Annotated in this window: 23 protein-coding genes; 15 read left to right on the top strand and 8 right to left on the bottom strand. The window is 34.6% G+C overall.

Going from position 1 to position 18,818, the window contains the following annotated elements:
• From BLW20_RS12255 to BLW20_RS12235, 5 genes are all read left to right on the top strand, one after another.
• Positions 1 to 543, top strand: a 543-nt coding sequence (locus BLW20_RS12255; RefSeq protein ID WP_218143522.1) for a hypothetical protein, incomplete at its 5' end; no start/stop codon positions are given.
• Positions 527 to 718: a helix-turn-helix transcriptional regulator gene (locus BLW20_RS12250; protein ID WP_091101527.1), complete on the top strand. Its 192-nt coding sequence runs from the start codon at positions 527 to 529 to the stop codon at positions 716 to 718. The genes BLW20_RS12255 and BLW20_RS12250, both read left to right, overlap by 17 nt.
• 230 nt (positions 719 to 948) lie before the next feature.
• Complete coding sequence (locus BLW20_RS12245; protein WP_091101525.1) at positions 949 to 1,389, top strand: hypothetical protein; 441 nt, start codon at positions 949 to 951, stop codon at positions 1,387 to 1,389.
• Between the two features lie 4 nt (positions 1,390 to 1,393).
• Positions 1,394 to 2,542, top strand: a complete 1,149-nt coding sequence (locus BLW20_RS12240) for a serine hydrolase domain-containing protein (RefSeq protein WP_091101521.1) — start codon at positions 1,394 to 1,396, stop codon at positions 2,540 to 2,542.
• Complete coding sequence (locus tag BLW20_RS12235) at positions 2,539 to 3,252, top strand: 3'-5' exonuclease (protein ID WP_091101517.1); 714 nt, start codon at positions 2,539 to 2,541, stop codon at positions 3,250 to 3,252. Before BLW20_RS12240 ends, BLW20_RS12235 begins: the two co-directional genes overlap by 4 nt.
• 137 nt (positions 3,253 to 3,389) lie before the next feature.
• On the opposite strand, the gene BLW20_RS12230 is transcribed toward BLW20_RS12235, so the two are convergent.
• The 5 genes from BLW20_RS12230 to BLW20_RS12210 all read right to left on the bottom strand — a co-directional run bounded on the left by BLW20_RS12230 (position 3,390) and on the right by BLW20_RS12210 (position 10,086).
• Positions 3,390 to 4,370, bottom strand: a complete 981-nt coding sequence (locus tag BLW20_RS12230) for a LuxE/PaaK family acyltransferase (protein ID WP_091101543.1) — start codon at positions 4,368 to 4,370, stop codon at positions 3,390 to 3,392.
• Between the two features lie 261 nt (positions 4,371 to 4,631).
• Positions 4,632 to 5,489 (bottom strand): T9SS type A sorting domain-containing protein, encoded by an 858-nt coding sequence (locus BLW20_RS12225; protein ID WP_091101513.1) that lies wholly within the window; start codon positions 5,487 to 5,489, stop codon positions 4,632 to 4,634.
• Positions 5,490 to 5,617: 128 nt separating this feature from the next.
• On the bottom strand, positions 5,618 to 5,968 hold the full coding sequence (locus BLW20_RS12220; protein ID WP_091101510.1) for a T9SS type A sorting domain-containing protein: 351 nt from the start codon (positions 5,966 to 5,968) through the stop codon (positions 5,618 to 5,620).
• Positions 5,969 to 6,076: 108 nt separating this feature from the next.
• Positions 6,077 to 7,261 carry a hypothetical protein gene (locus BLW20_RS12215; protein WP_091101506.1) on the bottom strand — a complete coding sequence of 395 codons (1,185 nt, stop codon included), beginning with the start codon at positions 7,259 to 7,261 and terminating at the stop codon, positions 6,077 to 6,079.
• An 89-nt stretch (positions 7,262 to 7,350) separates the two neighbouring features.
• On the bottom strand, positions 7,351 to 10,086 hold the full coding sequence (locus tag BLW20_RS12210; protein ID WP_091101503.1) for a TonB-dependent receptor: 2,736 nt from the start codon (positions 10,084 to 10,086) through the stop codon (positions 7,351 to 7,353).
• Positions 10,087 to 10,264: 178 nt separating this feature from the next.
• On the opposite strand from BLW20_RS12210, the gene BLW20_RS12205 reads away from it, so the two are divergent.
• Positions 10,265 to 10,948, top strand: a complete 684-nt coding sequence (locus BLW20_RS12205) for a response regulator (RefSeq protein ID WP_091101499.1) — start codon at positions 10,265 to 10,267, stop codon at positions 10,946 to 10,948.
• On the top strand, positions 10,948 to 11,994 hold the full coding sequence (locus BLW20_RS12200; protein WP_091101496.1) for a sensor histidine kinase: 1,047 nt from the start codon (positions 10,948 to 10,950) through the stop codon (positions 11,992 to 11,994). Before BLW20_RS12205 ends, BLW20_RS12200 begins: the two co-directional genes overlap by 1 nt.
• Positions 11,995 to 12,043: 49 nt before the next feature.
• Here the strand turns inward: BLW20_RS12200 and BLW20_RS12195 are convergent, their stop codons facing one another.
• The gene (locus tag BLW20_RS12195; RefSeq protein ID WP_091101492.1) at positions 12,044 to 12,424 is read right to left on the bottom strand and encodes a Fur family transcriptional regulator; all 381 of its coding nucleotides are present in this window, start codon (positions 12,422 to 12,424) and stop codon (positions 12,044 to 12,046) included.
• Positions 12,425 to 12,507: 83 nt separating this feature from the next.
• Here BLW20_RS12195 and BLW20_RS12190 point away from each other — a divergent pair, with 83 nt between their 5' ends.
• The 8 genes from BLW20_RS12190 to BLW20_RS12155 all read left to right on the top strand — a co-directional run bounded on the left by BLW20_RS12190 (position 12,508) and on the right by BLW20_RS12155 (position 17,836).
• The gene (locus tag BLW20_RS12190; RefSeq protein WP_091101489.1) at positions 12,508 to 12,855 is read left to right on the top strand and encodes a MerC domain-containing protein; all 348 of its coding nucleotides are present in this window, start codon (positions 12,508 to 12,510) and stop codon (positions 12,853 to 12,855) included.
• Complete coding sequence (locus tag BLW20_RS12185; protein ID WP_091101485.1) at positions 12,852 to 14,057, top strand: GTP-binding protein; 1,206 nt, start codon at positions 12,852 to 12,854, stop codon at positions 14,055 to 14,057. The genes BLW20_RS12190 and BLW20_RS12185 overlap by 4 nt, the downstream gene beginning before the upstream one ends.
• Before the next feature lie 194 nt (positions 14,058 to 14,251).
• Positions 14,252 to 14,500 (top strand): hypothetical protein, encoded by a 249-nt coding sequence (locus tag BLW20_RS12180; protein WP_245725327.1) that lies wholly within the window; start codon positions 14,252 to 14,254, stop codon positions 14,498 to 14,500.
• A gap of 11 nt (positions 14,501 to 14,511) precedes the next feature.
• Positions 14,512 to 15,135 (top strand): class I SAM-dependent methyltransferase, encoded by a 624-nt coding sequence (locus BLW20_RS12175; RefSeq protein WP_091101482.1) that lies wholly within the window; start codon positions 14,512 to 14,514, stop codon positions 15,133 to 15,135.
• 94 nt (positions 15,136 to 15,229) lie between these two features.
• The gene (locus BLW20_RS12170) at positions 15,230 to 16,138 is read left to right on the top strand and encodes an NAD(P)/FAD-dependent oxidoreductase (protein WP_091101536.1); all 909 of its coding nucleotides are present in this window, start codon (positions 15,230 to 15,232) and stop codon (positions 16,136 to 16,138) included.
• Positions 16,139 to 16,229: 91 nt separating this feature from the next.
• The gene (gene trmB, locus BLW20_RS12165; RefSeq protein WP_091101478.1) at positions 16,230 to 16,904 is read left to right on the top strand and encodes a tRNA (guanosine(46)-N7)-methyltransferase TrmB; all 675 of its coding nucleotides are present in this window, start codon (positions 16,230 to 16,232) and stop codon (positions 16,902 to 16,904) included.
• Positions 16,904 to 17,518, top strand: a complete 615-nt coding sequence (locus BLW20_RS12160; RefSeq protein ID WP_091101475.1) for a LysE family transporter — start codon at positions 16,904 to 16,906, stop codon at positions 17,516 to 17,518. The genes trmB and BLW20_RS12160 overlap by 1 nt, the downstream gene beginning before the upstream one ends.
• A 3-nt stretch (positions 17,519 to 17,521) precedes the next feature.
• Positions 17,522 to 17,836 carry an MGMT family protein gene (locus BLW20_RS12155; RefSeq protein WP_091101473.1) on the top strand — a complete coding sequence of 105 codons (315 nt, stop codon included), beginning with the start codon at positions 17,522 to 17,524 and terminating at the stop codon, positions 17,834 to 17,836.
• On the opposite strand, the gene BLW20_RS12150 is transcribed toward BLW20_RS12155, so the two are convergent.
• Positions 17,818 to 18,294: a hypothetical protein gene (locus BLW20_RS12150; RefSeq protein ID WP_091101469.1), complete on the bottom strand. Its 477-nt coding sequence runs from the start codon at positions 18,292 to 18,294 to the stop codon at positions 17,818 to 17,820. The genes BLW20_RS12155 and BLW20_RS12150 overlap by 19 nt on opposite strands.
• A 217-nt stretch (positions 18,295 to 18,511) precedes the next feature.
• A partial coding sequence (locus tag BLW20_RS12145; protein WP_143037793.1) for a transposase occupies positions 18,512 to 18,818 on the bottom strand: 307 nt, incomplete at its 5' end.

The raw sequence follows: 18,818 nt of genomic DNA, 5'->3' as shown, positions 1-18,818 counted from the left end.
CAACTAATTTTGCCCTATTTGAAAGATTGCCCGTTTAGTAGTGAAATCAATTGTATTATGAAACATATTTATTTATTCCCAAACAAATTAAAAATTCCTGCATTGGTAGTTTTTTTGATTGCTCTTGTTTTAATTATTTTACATTATTCTGATATTACAACAGAAATAAATGCCACTGTTTTTGTCTTCGCAAGTGACACTTTAACTTTTCCGACAGGACAGGGAATTTATTTTGACTTTGACAAACAGAACATTTATAACGAAATTTTAGATTGTACATTCTTCATTAGTGGAATTATTTTAGCATTTTCAAAAGAAAAAGTTGAAGATGAGATGATAACATTTATTCGATTAAAATCATTAGTATATACCACTTACTTTATTTTCGTTTTACTTATTTTAAGTGAAATTTTCATTTATGGCCTGCCTTTTTTAAATGTTATAATGGGTTTTCTTTATTCATTTGTTATCTTGACGAACATCTTTTATTACACCAAATTATTCATTTACAAAAAACAGTTCAGCTATGAAAACGAAGATTAAGGTATTTCGAGCCATTCATAACTTGACACAGGCTGAACTGGCAGAAAAATTGGGTGTAACGCGTCAAACCATCAATGCTATCGAAGCAGGTAAATACGCACCGTCGGTTGAATTAGCATTAAAAATGTCGGAGCTTTTTGGAGTTACTGTCAATGAAATTTTCCAGTTAGATTAATTTTATATAATTTTATAAAAGCAATACCACAAATGCGTAATTTATACTTTATTAAATGAAGTGCTACAAGGTTTCAAAAACCTTGTAGCTATGTAATTTCTTATACCTACAAGGTCAAAAAAGACCTTGCAGGATATAATTAATAAAAAGCATTTGTGCATCTGTGGTAGAAAAATAACCAATAATAATACATCGATTGTAAAGTTCGATAAATTAAACACATCATATCTATGAATACATTTCTTAAAAAATCATTTTTGATTATGTTACCTGTTGCATTTTCGCTTATTCTGTTTTTATCATTTGCGAAACCAACCTCGTTGAAAGTTGAAGATAAATTTGGAACATTTTCTTTAAACTGTAAAACCTTTGAAAAAGGAAGTGCCGTTGGTGCTTACGGATTTGGTTTGGCTTATTGTAATGAAGAAATTAATGATTTGTCAAAAGTTATTCATTATGAAGAGATTGATCATTATATTCAATTTTTAAAAGACAATAATTTTTCTAAAATTCAACACCGGGTTACTCAAATTAAAACAAGTTTAGAAAATAATAATAGTGAAATGTATTTTAATCAGGTTGAAAAATACATCAAAGAAATTGAAAACCTGACCTATTCGGAAAAAGAAATTGTTCTTTCTTTTTTTAAATATGATGAATTAAAATCGTAGCAAAATGAAAAAAGTTCTCAAATGGTTTTTAGTCCTTCTGGCGGCAATTGTTGCTTTAATTTATATTTTCGATTTAGGCTATTTGGTTCGTGCCGTTCGGGTAACTTATCTAACCGGACACAAAACTGCTTTTCTGGAAGATTATACCTATTTTGATAATCGTGAAATCAAAGCCGGAACGCCTCAACCTTGGAATATTTCAAAGGATTACAATAAAGTTAAACCTACCGAAAGGCTGGAACAAACACATAAAGAACTACAAACAACATCGTTCTTAGTCATTAAAAACGACAGCATCTGGCACGAAAGTTATTACGATATAGGGACTGTCGACAGCAAAACCAACTCTTTTTCAATGGCAAAAAGCATTGTAACTTCTGCTTTAGGCAAAGCAATTGATTTAGGAATGATTCAAAGTTTAGACACCAAAGTAATTGATTTTTTACCCGAACTAACGGGTAAATTTGCAAAAGAAGTTACTGTTGGTGATCTGGCAAGTATGGCATCCGGGCAACATTGGGATGAAAATTATTACGGACCAACTTCGGTAACAACGCAAGCCTATTTTAAAACCGATTTGCGTTCGCTGATGTTAAGCTTACCGATTGATAAAAAACCGGGACAGGAATTTATCTATCAAAGTGGCGATACGCAATTACTGGCAATGGTATTGGAAAAAGCAACAAAAATGAACCTTGCCGATTTTGTTTCCAAATATTTCTGGCAACCCATGGGAATGGAACACGATGCTATCTGGCAAATTGATTATGCTAATGACGGCATTGAAAAAGCGTATTGCTGTGTGGCAAGTAATGCACGTGATTTTGCAAAATTCGGTAAACTTTATATTCAAGATGGAATGTGGAACGGACAACAAATCCTTTCGTCAGAATATATTCACAAATCTATCAATCCACGTTTTAAAGAAAGTCCGCAATACGGTTATGGTTGGTGGCTTTCGGATTATAAAGACAAACAAATTTATTACATGCGTGGACATTTAGGGCAGTTTGTCATTGTAATTCCTGAAGATGAATTAATTATTGTGCGTTTGGGACATATCAAAGGATTGCAAACCGAAACCGATCCACACAGCAACGATTTGTATATTTACATTGATGAAACTTACCTAATGCTAGACCAAAAGTTATGATAGATAAAATCGTTTTACCAAATATTTTGTTTTTGGATATAGAAACTGTTCCGGAAAGTGAGTTTTTTTCTGATCTGTCTGAAGAAACACAACATTTATTTGCCGATAAAACCCAATACCAGCGCAAAGATGATATTTCGCCTGAAGAATTTTATGAACGAGCGGGAATTTGGGCAGAGTTCGGGAAAATTGTCTGTATTTCTGTAGGGTATTTTATCATAAAAAATGCGGAACGACAGTTCAGAACCAAATCGATTGTTGGCAATGAAAAAGAATTGTTGCTGGAATTTAACCAATTGATAGAAAAACATTTTTCCAATCCGGCATTTGTATTTTGCGGACACAATATTAAAGAATTCGATATTCCGTATCTGTGTCGGAGAATGTTGATTAACGGAATCCAAATTCCTGAAAAATTACAATTGTTCGGTAGAAAACCTTGGGAAATTCCACATTTAGACACGTTGGAATTATGGAAATTTGGCGATTACAAACATTATACTTCATTGAAGTTACTCACGCATGTTTTGGGAATTCCATCACCTAAAGAAGATATTGACGGCAGCGAAGTAAGAAATGTGTATTACAACGAAAAAAATATTGAACGCATTAAAAAATATTGCGAACGCGATGTGGTTGCCGTAGCACAGGTTTTTCTGCGTTTAAGAAACGAGAAACTTTTAAATGAAGAAGAAATTGTTTCGGTTTGATTGTCCTGCAAGGTCTTTAAGACCTTGTAGGTATAAAAAAAACTACAAGGTTATGAAAAACCTTACAGGTTTGATAGTGTCATAAGAAGAGTTGTTGAAAACACAACTTGTAGAAACGTTGAGGAAATACTTTGTAATTAATACACCATTAAGTTACAGCCACGGATATCAGAATGATCAAAACGACCTAAAACTTCAAAAGAAAAATCGGGGTGTTTTTTGCCTAAATCTTGTGTAGCGATGAACGAACAGGAATTGATGTTTGCCAAATCAATCACATTGATACCACCAGTTTTTCCGTTTTCGATAATTGTTAGCGGATCCTCGGTATCGCGAATTAAAATGTCCATCCACGGCGGGCATTCAAAAATACCATCACCTAATGAATAAGCTTGAGAAAGTAATTCGGTCATTCCGTATTCAGAATGTATTTTTTCAACACCAAATCCGTTGGTTAAAATAGCGTGTAATTCCTCACGAATTAATTCTTTGCGTTTGCCTTTCATTCCGCCGGTTTCCATAATAATGGTATTTTTCAGGTTAAAAGGTTGCAGTTCTATTAAATCTAACAAGGCATAAGTAACACCGATTAGCAACACATTTTGTCCGTTACGGTCTAATTCCGTCAGCTTTTCTGCCAGTTCATTATAATTATGCAGGTAAAAACCAGAATCGGGGTGGTTAGATCGTTCAATAAAATCTTTTGCCATATAAATTAACGAGGAACCTTCGCGTTCTAAATACGATGGCAACAAGGCTAAAACGGCATAATCTTCAATATTTCCATAAAATTTTGAAAACCCGCTGCGACAACTTGCTTCGTAAAAACTTAAATCGGTTACGTGGTGTTTTGATGTGATTGTACCGGTGGTTCCGCTGCTTGTAAAGGTGGTTTGTATGGGGGTTATTGAACTTAAGATATCTTTTGATTTAAAAAATTCGATGGGTAGAAAAGGAATTTCGGTCAAATGCTTTACATTTTCAGGACTTTTCTTTAAAAGCAGACAATATTTTTGATACACTTCGTTATGCTGAAACTGAAAGCGGAATACTTTCATAGCCGTTTTGTGAAATTCTTTGGTGGTATGTATCGAAATGATATTTTCTGCTGTAAACACAATCTTTATTTTTAAAATGATTATCACGGACTTTATATCAAGCCAGAATATAATTAAAATTTTCGTCAGTTCAAGCCTGTTGAGAACCACTAATTAACAACTTCTCGATACGGTTTATTCCATAAACCTACTCGAAGTGACGAAGCAAGCCTAAGTATATACTGGTATAAATTTCGTAACAATCATTATTTTTAAAAAGCAAAATTACAAATAAAAAAGCATCTCGGTTAGGAGATGCTTTTAAATTATAGTTCTAAAAAATTATTTAATAATCACTTTACGTGTAGCTGTTTTGCCAGCTTCGTTGATTTTTGCTACATAGATACCTGCTTTTAATGTAGAAATGTTTACTTGAGAAACGGTGGTAACATCTAATACTTTTTTACCTGTTAAATCAAATAACTGTACGTTTTTGTCTAATGTGCTGTTAGAGGTAATGTTTAAAACGTCATTAGCAGGGTTAGGGAAGATGTTTAAACCATCGATGTTGTTTTCTTTGATTGAAGTAGTTATTACTTCGCCGCTTACAGTTAAATTATCAATTCTCCATGCTCCGCCTGTTCCATAAGTAGATGTTGTACCTACAGGAGTGTATGCTTGTGTACTTGGTTCAAAAATTGATACTAATTTGAAAGTTAATGTAGCTTGATTATCAGCAGTAGTAGGTAATGTTAAAGAAACTGGGTTGTTAAAATCATTAGCTAATACTCCATTGTTATTTCCTAAAACAGTCCAAGTGGTACCATCAGTTGACATTTCATATTGCATCCATTTAGATCCTGTATTGGAAGATCTTGGGTCAAAAGATAATGTAATGTTTTCATAACCAGTTGTGTTTACTGAAAATTGGTATCCAGCTGTACCGCTATCTAAACCTTGAGCAGGGAATCCTTTTATACTATATGCTTTACCTGTTGAAGGATTTCCCACAGGCATTGCATTGCTATTTAAGTTTTCTGTAACTCCACCAATTATTCCGAATGTTCCATTACCCGTAGTTGGGTTGGCAGCTAACGTATAATCTGGATCATCAAAATCCCATTGTGTAATTATTGTAGCCTGTGCATTCGCAGCAAAAGAAGCTGCAACAATTGTAATTAAAGAGTAAAAATTTTTCATATCTAATTAATTTTAATTTATTATTCAAAAATATTGTATTCTTTACTGTTATAAAAACCAGTGGTGTTAATAAATTGTTTCTATTTAGGTACAAAAAAGCCCGTAAGAATTTCTTACAGGCTTGTAGTTTATTTTATAATTATTTTACGGGTAATGCTGTTGTTTTTTTCTGACAGCTTTAAGATGTAAACCCCCGCTTTTAAATTACTCACGTTAATTTCTTTTTGGTAATTATTCATTTCGGTTACCAAAATGCGTTTGCCCAACATATCGTACAGTTCAATGGTTTTAAACGAACTGTTTTCGGCGTTGACATAAATTTTTCCGCCGGTAACAGGGTTCGGATAAATCTGAACTTTTTCTAAAGGGTTTTCGGTTTTTGTTTGTTCTGCTATTCCGCTGTTTTTGGCTGTTTGTGCTTGCACAGAAAAGCTTGTGATAATAAACAGTAAGAATATATATAAGTATTTTTCTTTCATAAATCAATTTTCAATACGTAAATGTACAAAATAAATATCAAATAAAATACCAAAAAAATAACCTCAAGTAAAATTTTGAGGTTATTTATGAAAAATTTGTGAAATTTATTATAGTCCTACTGTCCAGCCAGCTGCCCAATCCGGTGTAGCCGTACCATTACCAGCTCCTGTTGCATCAGCATTTTCAGTATATATGCCTGTAGCAGTAGCATTTGCAGGGGTATCTACGTTCTCAAATTTAACATTCGTAGCTTTTAAGTCGGTACCTACATACCCTGCAGATAAATCTGGTGCAGCCTGAACATCAAAGCCGGTTCCCCAGTTTTTCAATACTACGTTATCAAACGATCCTTTAGTACCTACTCTTAATTTTATCGCCTGATTTTCACTACCTCCGTTATTACCTATTAAAGTAAGGTTTTTAATGGTAGGATTAGAGATTGGGGTAGCAGCCTCGTTATTTGCATTGTTATCTGCCTCTATACCTCTGTTCCCGTCATTTGTTCTTATTCCGTACCAGTTTTCTCCGGTTCCGTTCCATCCTTCTGTCCAGTCGAATAAATCGTCTCCTACTTCGCTTGAATAACTGGTAACAATTAAATATTTAGCGTCTACGGTACCGCCAAACCATTCAAAACCATCATCTGATCCATCGTGAATCTGTACATAATCAATAGTTGTTCCTTTACCAACACCAAACATAGAAAGACCATTGAATTCTTTATCTGCGTTGTATGAGTATCCAGAATATTCGATTCTTAAATATTTAATAGATCCTGAGTTGTCATTCGCATCAGATCCGCCATAAGTTAATTCAGAAACCTCTGCAGTTGCTGTAGCTCCTTTGTTAATTGGTGCTTTACCGCAAATTACCAACCCACCCCATTTACCTGGCGCTTTTTCTTCTGCAGTCATAATTACCGGGTTAGAAGATGTACCTTCGATGAAAATTTGCCCACCTTGTGCAACAGCAATGTAACGAACTGCATCAAACTGACCAGAACCTAAAGCAGTAGCTTCAATTTTAACGCCTGCTTTAATGGTTAATTTTGCGCCGTTTCTTACGATTAGTTTTCCGGTTAATTTATAAGTACCATCTGTTAAAGTTACATGTCCGTCTTTTATTTCACCTGTTAGTGCGTTACGATCTACTTTAAAAGAAGACTCGTCTCCTGGAGTTGGATCTTCTGTGTCTGGTGTTGTACTATCGTCACTTGAACATGAAATTGTAGTTGTTACTAATGCTAGTGATAAAAATGCTAAGCTAAATAGTTTTAAAATTGGTTTTTTCATTTTCTTCTAAAAAATTAGTTATTCTTATTTTGTACAAAGTTGTGTATTAATGATTTAATGTGTGTTAAGTGTATGTAATGAATTTGTTGTTAAAATGTATATTTTGCACCTACGCTAAAAAATGCACCTCTTTTATAGGTAACGGCATTTACTGGTCCTGTTGCGTTATCTTGTATTCTGCGGAATTCAGGATTTAAGATGTTTCGCGCAGCGAAATCAATACCGAAGTTTTTATGGATTTTTGTTTTTAAGATAAAATCCAAGCTCCCCATACCTTTGTCAACCAGATTTCCTTTTTTCTCTACCCCCAAAGCATATAAACGATCTGAATAATGTGTGTAAGCCAAAGTTGCGGTAAGTTCTCTGCCTTCGTTCCATTCTTTCAGATAAGATACATCGGCATTAAGTAATAAATCTGATGCTCCGGTAAACGATGAACGGTCAAAGTCAAAGTTGGTGTTGATTAATCCGTTGGTTTCTCTCTGGATTTTTTCTCTGTCAACCTCCTGATCTGTTTGCATGTACGATACATTTAATCCGGCAAAAAGCTTGTTGGTGTTTCCACTTCCGAAATCGGCAATTCTTTTCTTAATTTCAAATTCCGCACCATATACATATCCTTTGTCGCCAATGTTTACCCAAGTAATATCGTTGGTAGAAGATGCCATGGTAATTTCGTTGATAGGATCCTGAATGTATTTACCAAAAGCAGTTACCGAGATCACTTCGTCGTTCATTGGGAACAACTCCCATTTTAAATCAAGGTTATAATTTTGAGATGGATACAAGTACGGGTTACCTACTTTTATCTCTGTAACGTCTTCATAAATAAAACGGGCTCTTTCTTTAAATTGTGGCAACGTGTAAGTTTTACTTGCTGCTAAACGTAAATTTTGCGTACCTGATAATTCGTATTTTAACGATAAGTTTGGCAAGAATTCATTTCTTTTGAATTCATTTGATTTTCGCTCTGCATCTAACTGTGTTCTCCATTCTACTGTTTGATCTATTTTTTCGTAGCGTAACCCAACTACCGCGCTGAATTTATCGGTTAAACGGTATTCTAAATTAGCAAAACCGGCATGAATGTTTTGCTCACCTGTATAAGTTTGCGGGGTGGTACCTGCAAAAGCTTCAATGCCAAACAACCCATCGGTGTAATTTTGCTGATTAAAAAAGCTGTCTAAATTATTAGGGTTTATCGGAGTTGCTAAACCGTCTCCTGAAATACGGAAGTTGAATTGTATTGCTTCAAAATCTCTTTTCTTTACGCGTCCGTTATAACCTACAGTAACTTTTCCTTTTGCTTCACCGTTTTCATCGGTTCCTAATTTGTAGTTCAATGCCAGGTTTGCAGCAATTTCATCTTCAGTTAATTTTTGAAAATATCTGTGGTTATCAGTAATTGTTCTTTGTGCTAAGTTATAACTATCAATATCGTTCCAATAAAACATTTTGTTTTGCGTTCTGTCCGGCATATCACTTTCAATGGTATTGTAAGAAACAGCCCAGTCAACTCCCAGTTTTTCGTTTAAGGAATGGTTACCTAACAACTGGTTGATTAATACGGTGTTTTGAATAAAAGTACCACGTTGCACTAAAACCGAATCATGGTCTCCTTCAAAATCGCGATCACTTCCATTATATATATCCCTTGATAGATCAGAAGAGTTGATGTACAAAAAGTTATACGCCAGTTTGTGATTGTCGTTTACATGGTAATTGGCATTAAACATACCTGTAGTGTTGGTAGTATGCGTAAATTTTTGCTGTTGGAACGATTTTAGTTTTGCCCCTTGTGCATTCACGCTTTGGTTAAGACCTTCTCTGTACACAAAACCGTTGTCAAAACTTGCGGTTCCAAACAAATTTAATTTACCTGTTGCTCCAATATTAAATGATTTACCTGCTTTTAAACCAAAGTTTCCACCAACAGATCCGGCTTTTTTAGGCTGTAAACTGTTTTCAAAATTAAATCCTTTTAACGGATTGTTTGGTACGCCGTAAGAAGCATATCCCATCATGCTTGGACCTTCAGGAAGTAAGAAATCGCTTCCTTTTTTTGCTGCGTTGGTATTTATTTTTGCACCTAATTCTATTTCAAATAAACCGCTGTCTCTGAAATCTTTCGATAAAATATCTACGTTTCCTCCCCCAAAATCTCCCGTGTTTCTTGAGCTGAATGTTTTATCTATAGAAATATATTCCACAAGGTCTGTAGAGAAAAGTTCTAAATTGATGTTCTTTTTTTCCGGATCGTTCGATGGAACCGGTAATCCGTTTAAAGTAGTTGAATTATAACGATCGCCCAAACCGCGAACATATACGTTGTTACTGCCTTCTTGTTTAGAAATACCCGAAGTTTTGGCAACTGCCGCCGCAACATCGCTTACCCCTTTACGAGAAAGCTCTTGTGCACCGATCTGCTGTTTTATTTCTAATGATTTACGTTGCTCGTTTAATAAAGCCGATTCAGATGATTTTCTGTTGTTAACAGTAATTACCACTTCCTCTAAATTAGCGTTTTCAGAAACAAGGTTGATAGAAATGTCTTGCGGATTATTAGTGTTGTAAGGCATTACAAAGGTTTGATATCCGGTGTATGAGGCCTCAATTAAATAAGAACCCTGATTGCATTCAATTTCAAAATAACCATTTTCATCTGCTTCTGCACCCCAATCGGTATTTTGTAACATTACGGTTGCATAGGGTAGAGGATCGTTATTATTAGCCGAATCGTAAATGTGCCCTTTAATTGTTTGATGCTCTTGCGCATAAGTTGCTACTCCAAATAAAAAAGCAGCGGCCAAAAAGTTTAATTTCATTTTGTGTGTGTTGTAATTTTCGATGCAAAGGAATTACCTGAAAGTTATTGAAGTGTTATTGCAAGTTTACCAATAAGTTGGTTTTATGTAACTAAAGTGTTAACACATTAAATAATCGTTAAGTAGTTGTTTGTTTTTTATTTATCCTTAATTTTACACCATAAAACAACACAAAAAAATGAAAAATAAGGATATTAAAATCTTATTGGTTGATGACGATGCGGATATTCTGGAAATTGTAGGCTTTAATTTAGAAGCAGAAAATTATCAGGTTTATACGGCAAAAAATGGTAAAGAAGCATTAACCGTTGCTAAAAAAGAACTTCCTAATTTGGTGATTCTTGATGTAATGATGCCCGAAATGGACGGTATTGAAACATGTGAACACATGCGAAAAATGCCCGAATTGAACAATACCATTATTACCTTTTTAACCGCTCGTGGTGAAGATTATTCGCAGGTTGCCGGTTTTGATGTAGGTGCCGATGATTATATTACCAAACCCATTAAGCCAAAATTATTGGTAAGCAAAGTAAAAGCATTGCTGCGCCGCATTAAAGAAGGTACGGTTTCAGAAGATGTTTTAAAAATTGGCGATATTGAAATTAACCGCGAAGAATATAAAATCATCAAAGACCAACAAGAAATTATCCTTCCGCGTAAAGAATTTGAATTATTTTATCTTTTAGCATCAAAACCCGGTAAAGTATTTAAACGTGAAGAAATTCTTGACAGAGTTTGGGGTAACGAGGTGATTGTTGGAGGCAGAACCATTGATGTACACATTAGAAAATTACGCGAAAAAATTGGTGACGAGTTGTTTAAAACCATCAAAGGCGTAGGTTATAAATTAGAGGTTTAATGGGCATAAAATACCGTAAATCTTATAAATTTGCAGTAAAATCATCCGTAGTAATTACCCTTTTTAGTACATTGCTTTTGCTGGTACTGCAGTATTTATTTTTTAATATAAACATGCTTTTTACAGTAACATTTACGTTGCTGTTTTTTGCATTCAGTTTTTTTGTGTTACAATACCGCGTAGAACGATTTATTTACCGCCGCATTCAAAAAATCTACAAAGAGGTCAGTATATTGGACGAATCGGTTTTAAGAAACCAGCCTGTAACAACCGATATGCAAACGCTGATGTATGAAGTAAATAAGTTTGCATCAGATAAGAAAATTGAAATTGAATCTTTAAAAGTTCAGGAAGAATACCGTAGAGAATTCATCGGAAATGTGGCACACGAATTAAAAACCCCGCTTTTTACGGTGCAAGGATATGTTTCTACGTTGTTAGACGGCGTGAAAGACAAAGCCATCCGCAAAAAATATCTGGAACGTGCCGATAAAGGCATCGAACGTTTAATTGATATCGTAAGTGATTTGGACATGATTACCAAGTTAGAAACGAACGAGTTAAAATTAAACAAGCAAACATTTGATATTGTAGAACTTTTTCAGAATGTTTTTGACCTTTTAGAAATGAAAGCCGACAAAAAAGATATTACCTTAATGTTTGACAAAGATCATTACCGGTCAATTTACGTAAATGGTGATCGCGAAAAAATCAATCAGGTAGTGTTAAATTTAATTGATAACTCGATAAAATACGGAAAAGAAAACGGCACCACCGAAGTTTCTATTGAAGGGTTGACCGATAAAAAATTACTGATCAGAATTACCGATAATGGCTACGGAATAGAAAAAAAGCACATCCCGCGGTTGTTTGAACGTTTTTACCGTACCGATGCCAGCAGATCACGTGATATTGGTGGTTCAGGGTTAGGATTATCCATTGTAAAACACATTATCGAAGCCCACAACGAGCACATTTACGTAGAAAGTAAAGTAGGCGTAGGCTCTGAATTTTCATTTACAATAGAAAAAGCTGTTAAAAAATAACAGCTTTTTTTATTGTATCAGTAAAGAATTTATCCAATAATTTTTAATGTTATGAGCATTCAGGACATACCCCCGACAACGTAAAATTTACATTGTGAATTTTATATTTTTCAGGTAATTTAAAAGAAGGCTCAACATCTTCAATACAGGTCACTGTATGGCATTGTTCACAACTGAAATGGATATGGTTATGGTGATGCTCAACAGTTGAACAATCATGACAGGCAGCATATTTTATAGCACCGTCAATAGTTACAATTTTGTGTATCAAATCTTCTTCTATCAATCGGTCTAAGACCCGATAAATTGTAACTCTATCACAAAAATCATCTAATAATTGATGAATTTCAGAATGTGACAACGCTATTTTTGAATCAGTTATAACATTAAGTATCTTTGTTTTAGCGGCTGTATTTCTACTTTTTTTCATTTTAATATTATTTATTTACGCAACAAAGTTGCATTTACAAATATAATACATATTTTTGCAACATAATTGCATTAACAGATGTTATGAAATCAAAAAAATATGACCTGATAGGAATGTCCGCTGCCTTTTTGTGCATGATACATTGCGTTGTATTTCCGTTACTCATTTTTATTCCAATCGGAATTTCGCACAATCCTTATATAGACCTTGCCTTTTTACTGATAGGAATATGGAGTGTGTATAAAACAACAAAGAACAGCCGTTCGCTTTTACTGAAGTATATATTATGGAGCTCAGTTGCTCTTATTTCCTTTTCTGTAATCGTTCATATTCTGTTTCACTGGCACAGCCCTGCAATGTATATCGGTGCTTTTGGATTAATTGTCGGGCATCTTATCAATTTTAACCATCATAGACTATCGCATAAATGACAAACAAAAAACTACCCGTTACCGTTTTGAGCGGTTTTCTCGGAGCAGGAAAAACAACCCTGCTCAACCACGTTTTGCATAACAAAGACGGACTGAAAGTAGCCGTTATCGTAAACGATATGAGCGAAGTAAACGTGGATGCAAGATTGGTAGAAAACCAAAATACCCTTTCACGAACAGAAGAAAAATTAGTGAAAATGAGCAACGGCTGTATCTGTTGTACACTTCGGGAAGATTTGATGGTAGAAGTGGAAAAACTGGCTAAAGAAAAACGTTTTGACTATCTGCTGATTGAAAGCACCGGTATCAGTGAGCCTGTGCCTGTTGCTCAAACATTCTCTTATGTAGATGAAGAAAACGGAATTGACCTTTCGCGTTTCAGCTTTATTGACACAATGGTTACTGTAGTGGATTGTTTTAATTTCTTCAAAGATTTTGGTACAAACGAACTCTTGCAAGACCGTAACCTGACCGATATGGAGGGAGATTACAGGACAATCGTGAATTTACTGACCGACCAGATTGAATTTGCCAACGTCATTATCCTGAACAAAACCGATTTGGTAGATGCAGCTACTGTTGGGTTATTAAAAGGTGCCATTCACAAACTGAATCCGGGTGCGAAAATCATTACTTCCGAATTCGGAAAAGTCAAACCATCTGAAATTTTGAACACCAAACTTTTTGACTTTGAAGAAGCAGAAAATTCGGCCGGTTGGCAGAAAGAATTAGAAGCAGAACACCACACACCCGAAACGGATGAATATGGAATAAGTTCTTTTGTTTTTAGAAATCAAAAGCCGTTCCACCCCGAAAGGTTTTGGAACTATCTGAATGAACAATATCCAAGCGGGATTATCAGAGCCAAAGGTTTGTTTTGGTTGGCTTCACGTCCCAGTGATGCAATTAATTTTTCGCAGGCAGGCGGTTCGTCCCGCATAGAAAGAGTAGGGGTTTGGTGGTGCAGTATGCTGTTTAACGAACGAATGAAATATGCCTCTTTTGTTCACAATCAGGATGTGATAGAAGAGCGGTGGAGCAGGCAATGGGGTGACCGAATGAACGAGCTGGTCTTTATCGGGCAGGACATTGATAAGGAAAAGATGGTTGCCGATTTGGAAAAATGCTTGTTGCAGTATGATGAACAATATATGTTTGATGATAACATAAAGTTTAAAGACCCTTTTCCAAAAGATATTTAATTATAAATACAACTCGCTGTGCATTTAAGAAACGAAAAATATCAACTAACGTCACTTCGAGTGAGATTTCTGTAACGAAGTGGAATAAATTTTGTATCGAGAAGTCTTTTTATTTAGTTCCCGATACAAAATCTTTCAGATTTTTACCCGAACTGACGAATTTTTGTCCAAATGCACAACAGATAAATATAATAATGATGATAGAAGTTTTTACCACAAATATTCAAAGTGAAATTCAGGCAATCCGTGTATTAGAAATACTGGAAAAAAATTTCCATGAACTAAAAATCAATTTTGATCTGAATGAAACCAATCTTCCTTACCCTTGTGGACATACAATTTTAAGAATTGAGGGAAAAGTAATAAATACAGAAAAAGTATTGTCAATCGTAAATAAATCAGGATTTAGGTGCGATATTCTGGAAGATAAAATTTGTAATTAAACACATATACTATGATTGAATTTTGGGAAGAAGCCTTTAAAGACAAACAGGAAATGTGGGGATTTCAACCAGCAAAGTCCGCTGTATTGGCAAAAGATTTCTTTGTAAAAAAAGCTGCTCAAAACGTCCTTATCCCCGGAATTGGTTATGGGCGGAATGCACAAATTTTCAGAGAAAACGGAATGGAAGTATCAGGAATTGAAATATCTAAAACCGCTATTGGACTGGCAAAGAAACATTACGGGACGGAAATGGTTATTCATCACGGTTCTGTAACGGATATGCCTTTTGACAATAACCAATACGACGGCATATTTTGTTATGCGTTAATTCACTTATTAGATAGTAACGAAAGAGCAAAACTAATAGCTGATTGCTACTGCCAATTAGCCGAAAACGGTTATATGATTTTTACAACTATCACGAAAGAAGCTCAAACTTATGGGCAGGGAAAACAAATCGGGAAAGATCGCTTCGAAATGTTTGGCGGGGTGCAGTTATTCTTTTATGACAAAGAAACCATACAGGAAGAATTTGGCAAATACGGCTTGCTTGAAATTACAGAAGTAAACGAAAATTATCCTTTCTATTTGATAAAATGTCAGAAAACGAACATTAATAAATATGAGCAATAAAATAACCAGACGTGAAATCATCAAACAAGGAGGGCTTGCTTTAACCGCATTGGCTTTACCTTTTCCATTAACAGCTTTTACAAAATTTGACAATATGAAAGATAATAAAGAATTTGATGTAATCATCATAGGCGGGAGTTATGCAGGGCTTTCTGCAGCAATGGCATTAGGTCGTTCAATGAGAAATGTTTTGATTATCGACAGCGGAAAACCTTGCAACCGGTACACACCGCATTCGCATAATTTTATTACCCAAGACGGAGCCGTACCGGGCGAAATTGCTGCCAAAGCTAAAGAACAAGTCTTGAAATACGATACTGTAAAATTCTTAAATGGACTTGCCATAAGCGGAAAGAAAACGGAAAATGGTTTTGAAATTGCCGTAGATTCAGGAGAGAAATTTTCTTCTAAAAAACTTGTTTTCGCAACCGGAGTAAAAGATATTTTTCCCGATATAAAAGGTTTTCAGGATTGTTGGGGAAAGACCGTAATTCATTGTCCCTATTGCCACGGTTATGAATTTAAAGGAGAGAAAACAGCTGTTCTGGCTAACGGTGAACGGGCTTTTCACGTAGTGGCTCTGGTCAAAAATCTTACAGATAAAATTACCATTATTACACAAGGAACTCCCGATTTTAAAGAAGAGCAATTAATAAAATTACAGAAAAATAAAATCCAGGTTATTGAAAAGGAAGTTGCCGAAATTAAACATCAGAACGGAGAAGTAGAAGCACTGATTTTTAAAGATGGGACAAAAGAAAATGTAAGTGCGGTGTATGCAGCAATTCCGTTTGAACAGCATTGCAAAATTCCGTTGGATTTAGGTTGTGAAACCACCGAAATGGGACACATCAAAGTAGATCTGTTTCAAAAAACGACAATTCCCGGTATGTATGCCTGCGGAGATAATTCCAGCCCCATGCGTTCGGTCGCAAATGCCGTAGCCACAGGAAATTTAACAGGTGCAATGATCAACAATGAGATAACGGTAGAGCAATTTTAATAAAGGTAAAACAAGCGTAGGTTCTGAATTTTATTGCCCGTAAAATTTAAAAAACGGGCATTTATTGTATTTTTGCTAAAATTTACAAGAAGTGGGAAGCAAAAATAAATTGAAACGCTTTAAAGAAAACGAAACGTTTTCAAATGTTTATCAGCCAAGCAGAGAAGAAGTAATCAATGATGCCTTAAGCTTAAAAGGCAACTGGAACAAAGAAGTTTTTAAGAACAATAACCCAATTGTTTTAGAATTAGGTTGTGGTAAAGGCGAATATTCGGTAGAATTGGCACGCAGATACCCGGATACCAATTTTATCGGGATTGATATTAAAGGATCCCGGTTTTGGCGGGGTGCTAAAACTGCGATTGAAGATCATTTACCAAACGTAGCTTTTTTGCGTACACAGATTGAGCTGATTGAAAACTGTTTTGCACAGGGCGAAGTGGATGAAATCTGGATTACCTTTCCCGATCCGCAAATTAAATACAAACGTACCAAACATCGTTTAACCAACGAAGAATTTTTGGCACGATATAAAAATATCCTGAAACCTGAAGGTATCATCAATCTTAAGACCGATAGCGAATTTATGCACGGCTATACCTTGGGATTATTACACGGTGCCGGACACAAAGTGTTGTATGCCAACCACAATGTATATAGAAACGAAGGTGCACCCGAAGTGGTTACTGCCATTCAAACATTTTATGAATCTCAGTATTTAGAGCAAAACAAGCCTATTACTTACATTAAATTCCAGTTAAAATAATGAACTATCTGCTTCCTTTTCTCACAGGAATTGGTGCTTCTGTTTTAGGAACACTGCTACCGGGTATTTTAAATGCCACGGTGGTTAAAATTTCTAAAGAAGAGGGAATGAAGAATGCCTGTCATTTTATGCTGGGTACGTTTGTAATCATTGCATTACAGACCTATCTGGCAGTTTTCTTTGCTAAGATCATAGACCGAAGCGTATTTATTACCAATATTTTGCGCGAAATAGGGTTTGTGGTATTTTTAATCTTAACCATTTATTTCTTTACGGTAAAACCTAAAAAACAGATAAAAGCCAAAGTAAACATAAAACGGAAAAGGTTCACACAAGGCATTTTACTGGCTTTAATCAATGTTTTTCCTATATTTTATTATGTATTTATAACCGTTACCGTTTTAAACCGTAATTTGTATGAAATTAATTATATTAGCAATATTTTATTGACAATTGGTGTTTTACTGGGCACGTTTTTAACCTTTATGTTTTACATCAATCTGTTTAAAAAAACGGTGGTCGAAGAAAGTTTTGTGTTACAGAACATCAATAAAATTATGGGCTGTATCACTGCGGCAATCACCATTTTTAATTTTTGTAAATTGTTTTTATAGACGGTGGCGGAAAAAGATTTTTTTCAGAAAGTTTATGAAGTGGTAAAACAAATTCCGTACGGAAAAATTACTACTTATGGAGCTATTGCTAAAAAAATCGGAGCAGCTCGTTCTGCCCGGATGGTAGGCTATGCCTTAAATGCATCAGGTTTAGGGTTAGATGTTCCGGCACATAGAGTAGTAAACCGCAAAGGCGTTTTAACCGGCAAACATCATTTTCAGGGAACGAATTTAATGCAGCAATTGTTGGAAAGCGAAGGTGTTAAAGTAAAAAACAATACCGTTCAAAATTTTGATGATTATTTTTGGGAGCCTTGAAAGAGTATTTCTTTTATTGTGTTTTCTTCTTTAGAATCAAATTCTCTCCACTTGTTAGGTGTATTGTTGTCTCTGGAAAAACGATTTTCATTTAAGATGTTTAAAGACCTATACCTGTCTTCAAAAAACAATTTTAGTTCATTTGTATTCTTGATTTCATTTAAAGAATTGTCTGTTGTGTATATATTGTTTATTTCTCTATAAAAAGATTTATGCTTTAAAGATTCTGAATCCATTATGTTGAAAATGTATTCATTTATTTGAGGGCACTTCATCAATGTTATTGGCATTTCATATCTTGTAAAATCTGATATTATTTCAGATATAGAGAAAACATTTTGTTTTTTTGAATTTATGTAACTACAACCTATAAGAAATGGCAAGGTTAAACCGTTTGAAAAAATCCCTTTATTTGTGTAATAATTGAGTATTTTAACCCAATATAGTTCTTTATTCATAAATAAATTGATTTTTATATTTCTTCAAAAACTTCTTCTATCAAAGTATCATCAACAAATGGTTTTAAAACTTCCCAAATGTTTTTATTTTGAGAATGGTCTTTATTATAGTCAATAAAATTCAATAACATTTTTACGTCCCATTGAATCCCTTCATTAGTAAAGATACTTTCCCAACTCCATTTATCTTTATATTTATTAACCTGAGTTCGAATAATCAGAATATTGCTAACTGATTTGTTTTTAGCTGATTATATTGTATTGAAGGTTTTTTAGGAAAAAAAGAATAAGCAATTAGCCCTGAAATAAGGTTTGTAAAAAAGTTTCCTATAGATCTATGTCTTGAATGTTCAATTTGACACATGTTTTTCAATTCATCATTAACTGTTTCAATAACAGAACGTTTTCTCAATAGTATTTTGTCAGACAAGGTCATTAAACAGTTTTTCATATTGTTTTTAAGCTGTGTGATTAGATGAACACCATCAACAAATAATATGTCTGCAATTTTTTTAGAGATATAG

It is taken from the genome of Paenimyroides marinum, from assembly GCF_900108395.1.
GTDB classification, from domain to species: domain Bacteria; phylum Bacteroidota; class Bacteroidia; order Flavobacteriales; family Flavobacteriaceae; genus Flavobacterium; species Flavobacterium marinum.
The sequence above is the reverse complement of the archived record's forward strand: the minus strand, read 5'-3'. Positions and strand labels throughout refer to the sequence as shown.

Excerpts from the sequence above, each read along its gene's own strand:
- BLW20_RS12250 (WP_091101527.1), top strand. The coding sequence starts at position 527 with ATGAAAACGAAGATTAAGGTATTTCGAGCCATTCATAACTTGACACAG.
- BLW20_RS12245 (WP_091101525.1), top strand. The coding sequence starts at position 949 with ATGAATACATTTCTTAAAAAATCATTTTTGATTATGTTACCTGTTGCA.
- BLW20_RS12240 (WP_091101521.1), top strand. The coding sequence starts at position 1,394 with ATGAAAAAAGTTCTCAAATGGTTTTTAGTCCTTCTGGCGGCAATTGTT.
- BLW20_RS12235 (WP_091101517.1), top strand. The coding sequence starts at position 2,539 with ATGATAGATAAAATCGTTTTACCAAATATTTTGTTTTTGGATATAGAA.
- BLW20_RS12225 (WP_091101513.1), bottom strand. The coding sequence starts at position 5,489 with ATGAAAAATTTTTACTCTTTAATTACAATTGTTGCAGCTTCTTTTGCT.
- BLW20_RS12220 (WP_091101510.1), bottom strand. The coding sequence starts at position 5,968 with ATGAAAGAAAAATACTTATATATATTCTTACTGTTTATTATCACAAGC.
- BLW20_RS12215 (WP_091101506.1), bottom strand. The coding sequence starts at position 7,261 with ATGAAAAAACCAATTTTAAAACTATTTAGCTTAGCATTTTTATCACTA.
- BLW20_RS12210 (WP_091101503.1), bottom strand. The coding sequence starts at position 10,086 with ATGAAATTAAACTTTTTGGCCGCTGCTTTTTTATTTGGAGTAGCAACT.
- BLW20_RS12205 (WP_091101499.1), top strand. The coding sequence starts at position 10,265 with ATGAAAAATAAGGATATTAAAATCTTATTGGTTGATGACGATGCGGAT.
- BLW20_RS12200 (WP_091101496.1), top strand. The coding sequence starts at position 10,948 with ATGGGCATAAAATACCGTAAATCTTATAAATTTGCAGTAAAATCATCC.
- BLW20_RS12195 (WP_091101492.1), bottom strand. The coding sequence starts at position 12,424 with ATGAAAAAAAGTAGAAATACAGCCGCTAAAACAAAGATACTTAATGTT.
- BLW20_RS12190 (WP_091101489.1), top strand. The coding sequence starts at position 12,508 with ATGAAATCAAAAAAATATGACCTGATAGGAATGTCCGCTGCCTTTTTG.
- BLW20_RS12185 (WP_091101485.1), top strand. The coding sequence starts at position 12,852 with ATGACAAACAAAAAACTACCCGTTACCGTTTTGAGCGGTTTTCTCGGA.
- BLW20_RS12180 (WP_245725327.1), top strand. The coding sequence starts at position 14,252 with ATGATGATAGAAGTTTTTACCACAAATATTCAAAGTGAAATTCAGGCA.
- BLW20_RS12175 (WP_091101482.1), top strand. The coding sequence starts at position 14,512 with ATGATTGAATTTTGGGAAGAAGCCTTTAAAGACAAACAGGAAATGTGG.
- BLW20_RS12170 (WP_091101536.1), top strand. The coding sequence starts at position 15,230 with ATGAAAGATAATAAAGAATTTGATGTAATCATCATAGGCGGGAGTTAT.
- BLW20_RS12160 (WP_091101475.1), top strand. The coding sequence starts at position 16,904 with ATGAACTATCTGCTTCCTTTTCTCACAGGAATTGGTGCTTCTGTTTTA.
- BLW20_RS12150 (WP_091101469.1), bottom strand. The coding sequence starts at position 18,294 with ATGAATAAAGAACTATATTGGGTTAAAATACTCAATTATTACACAAAT.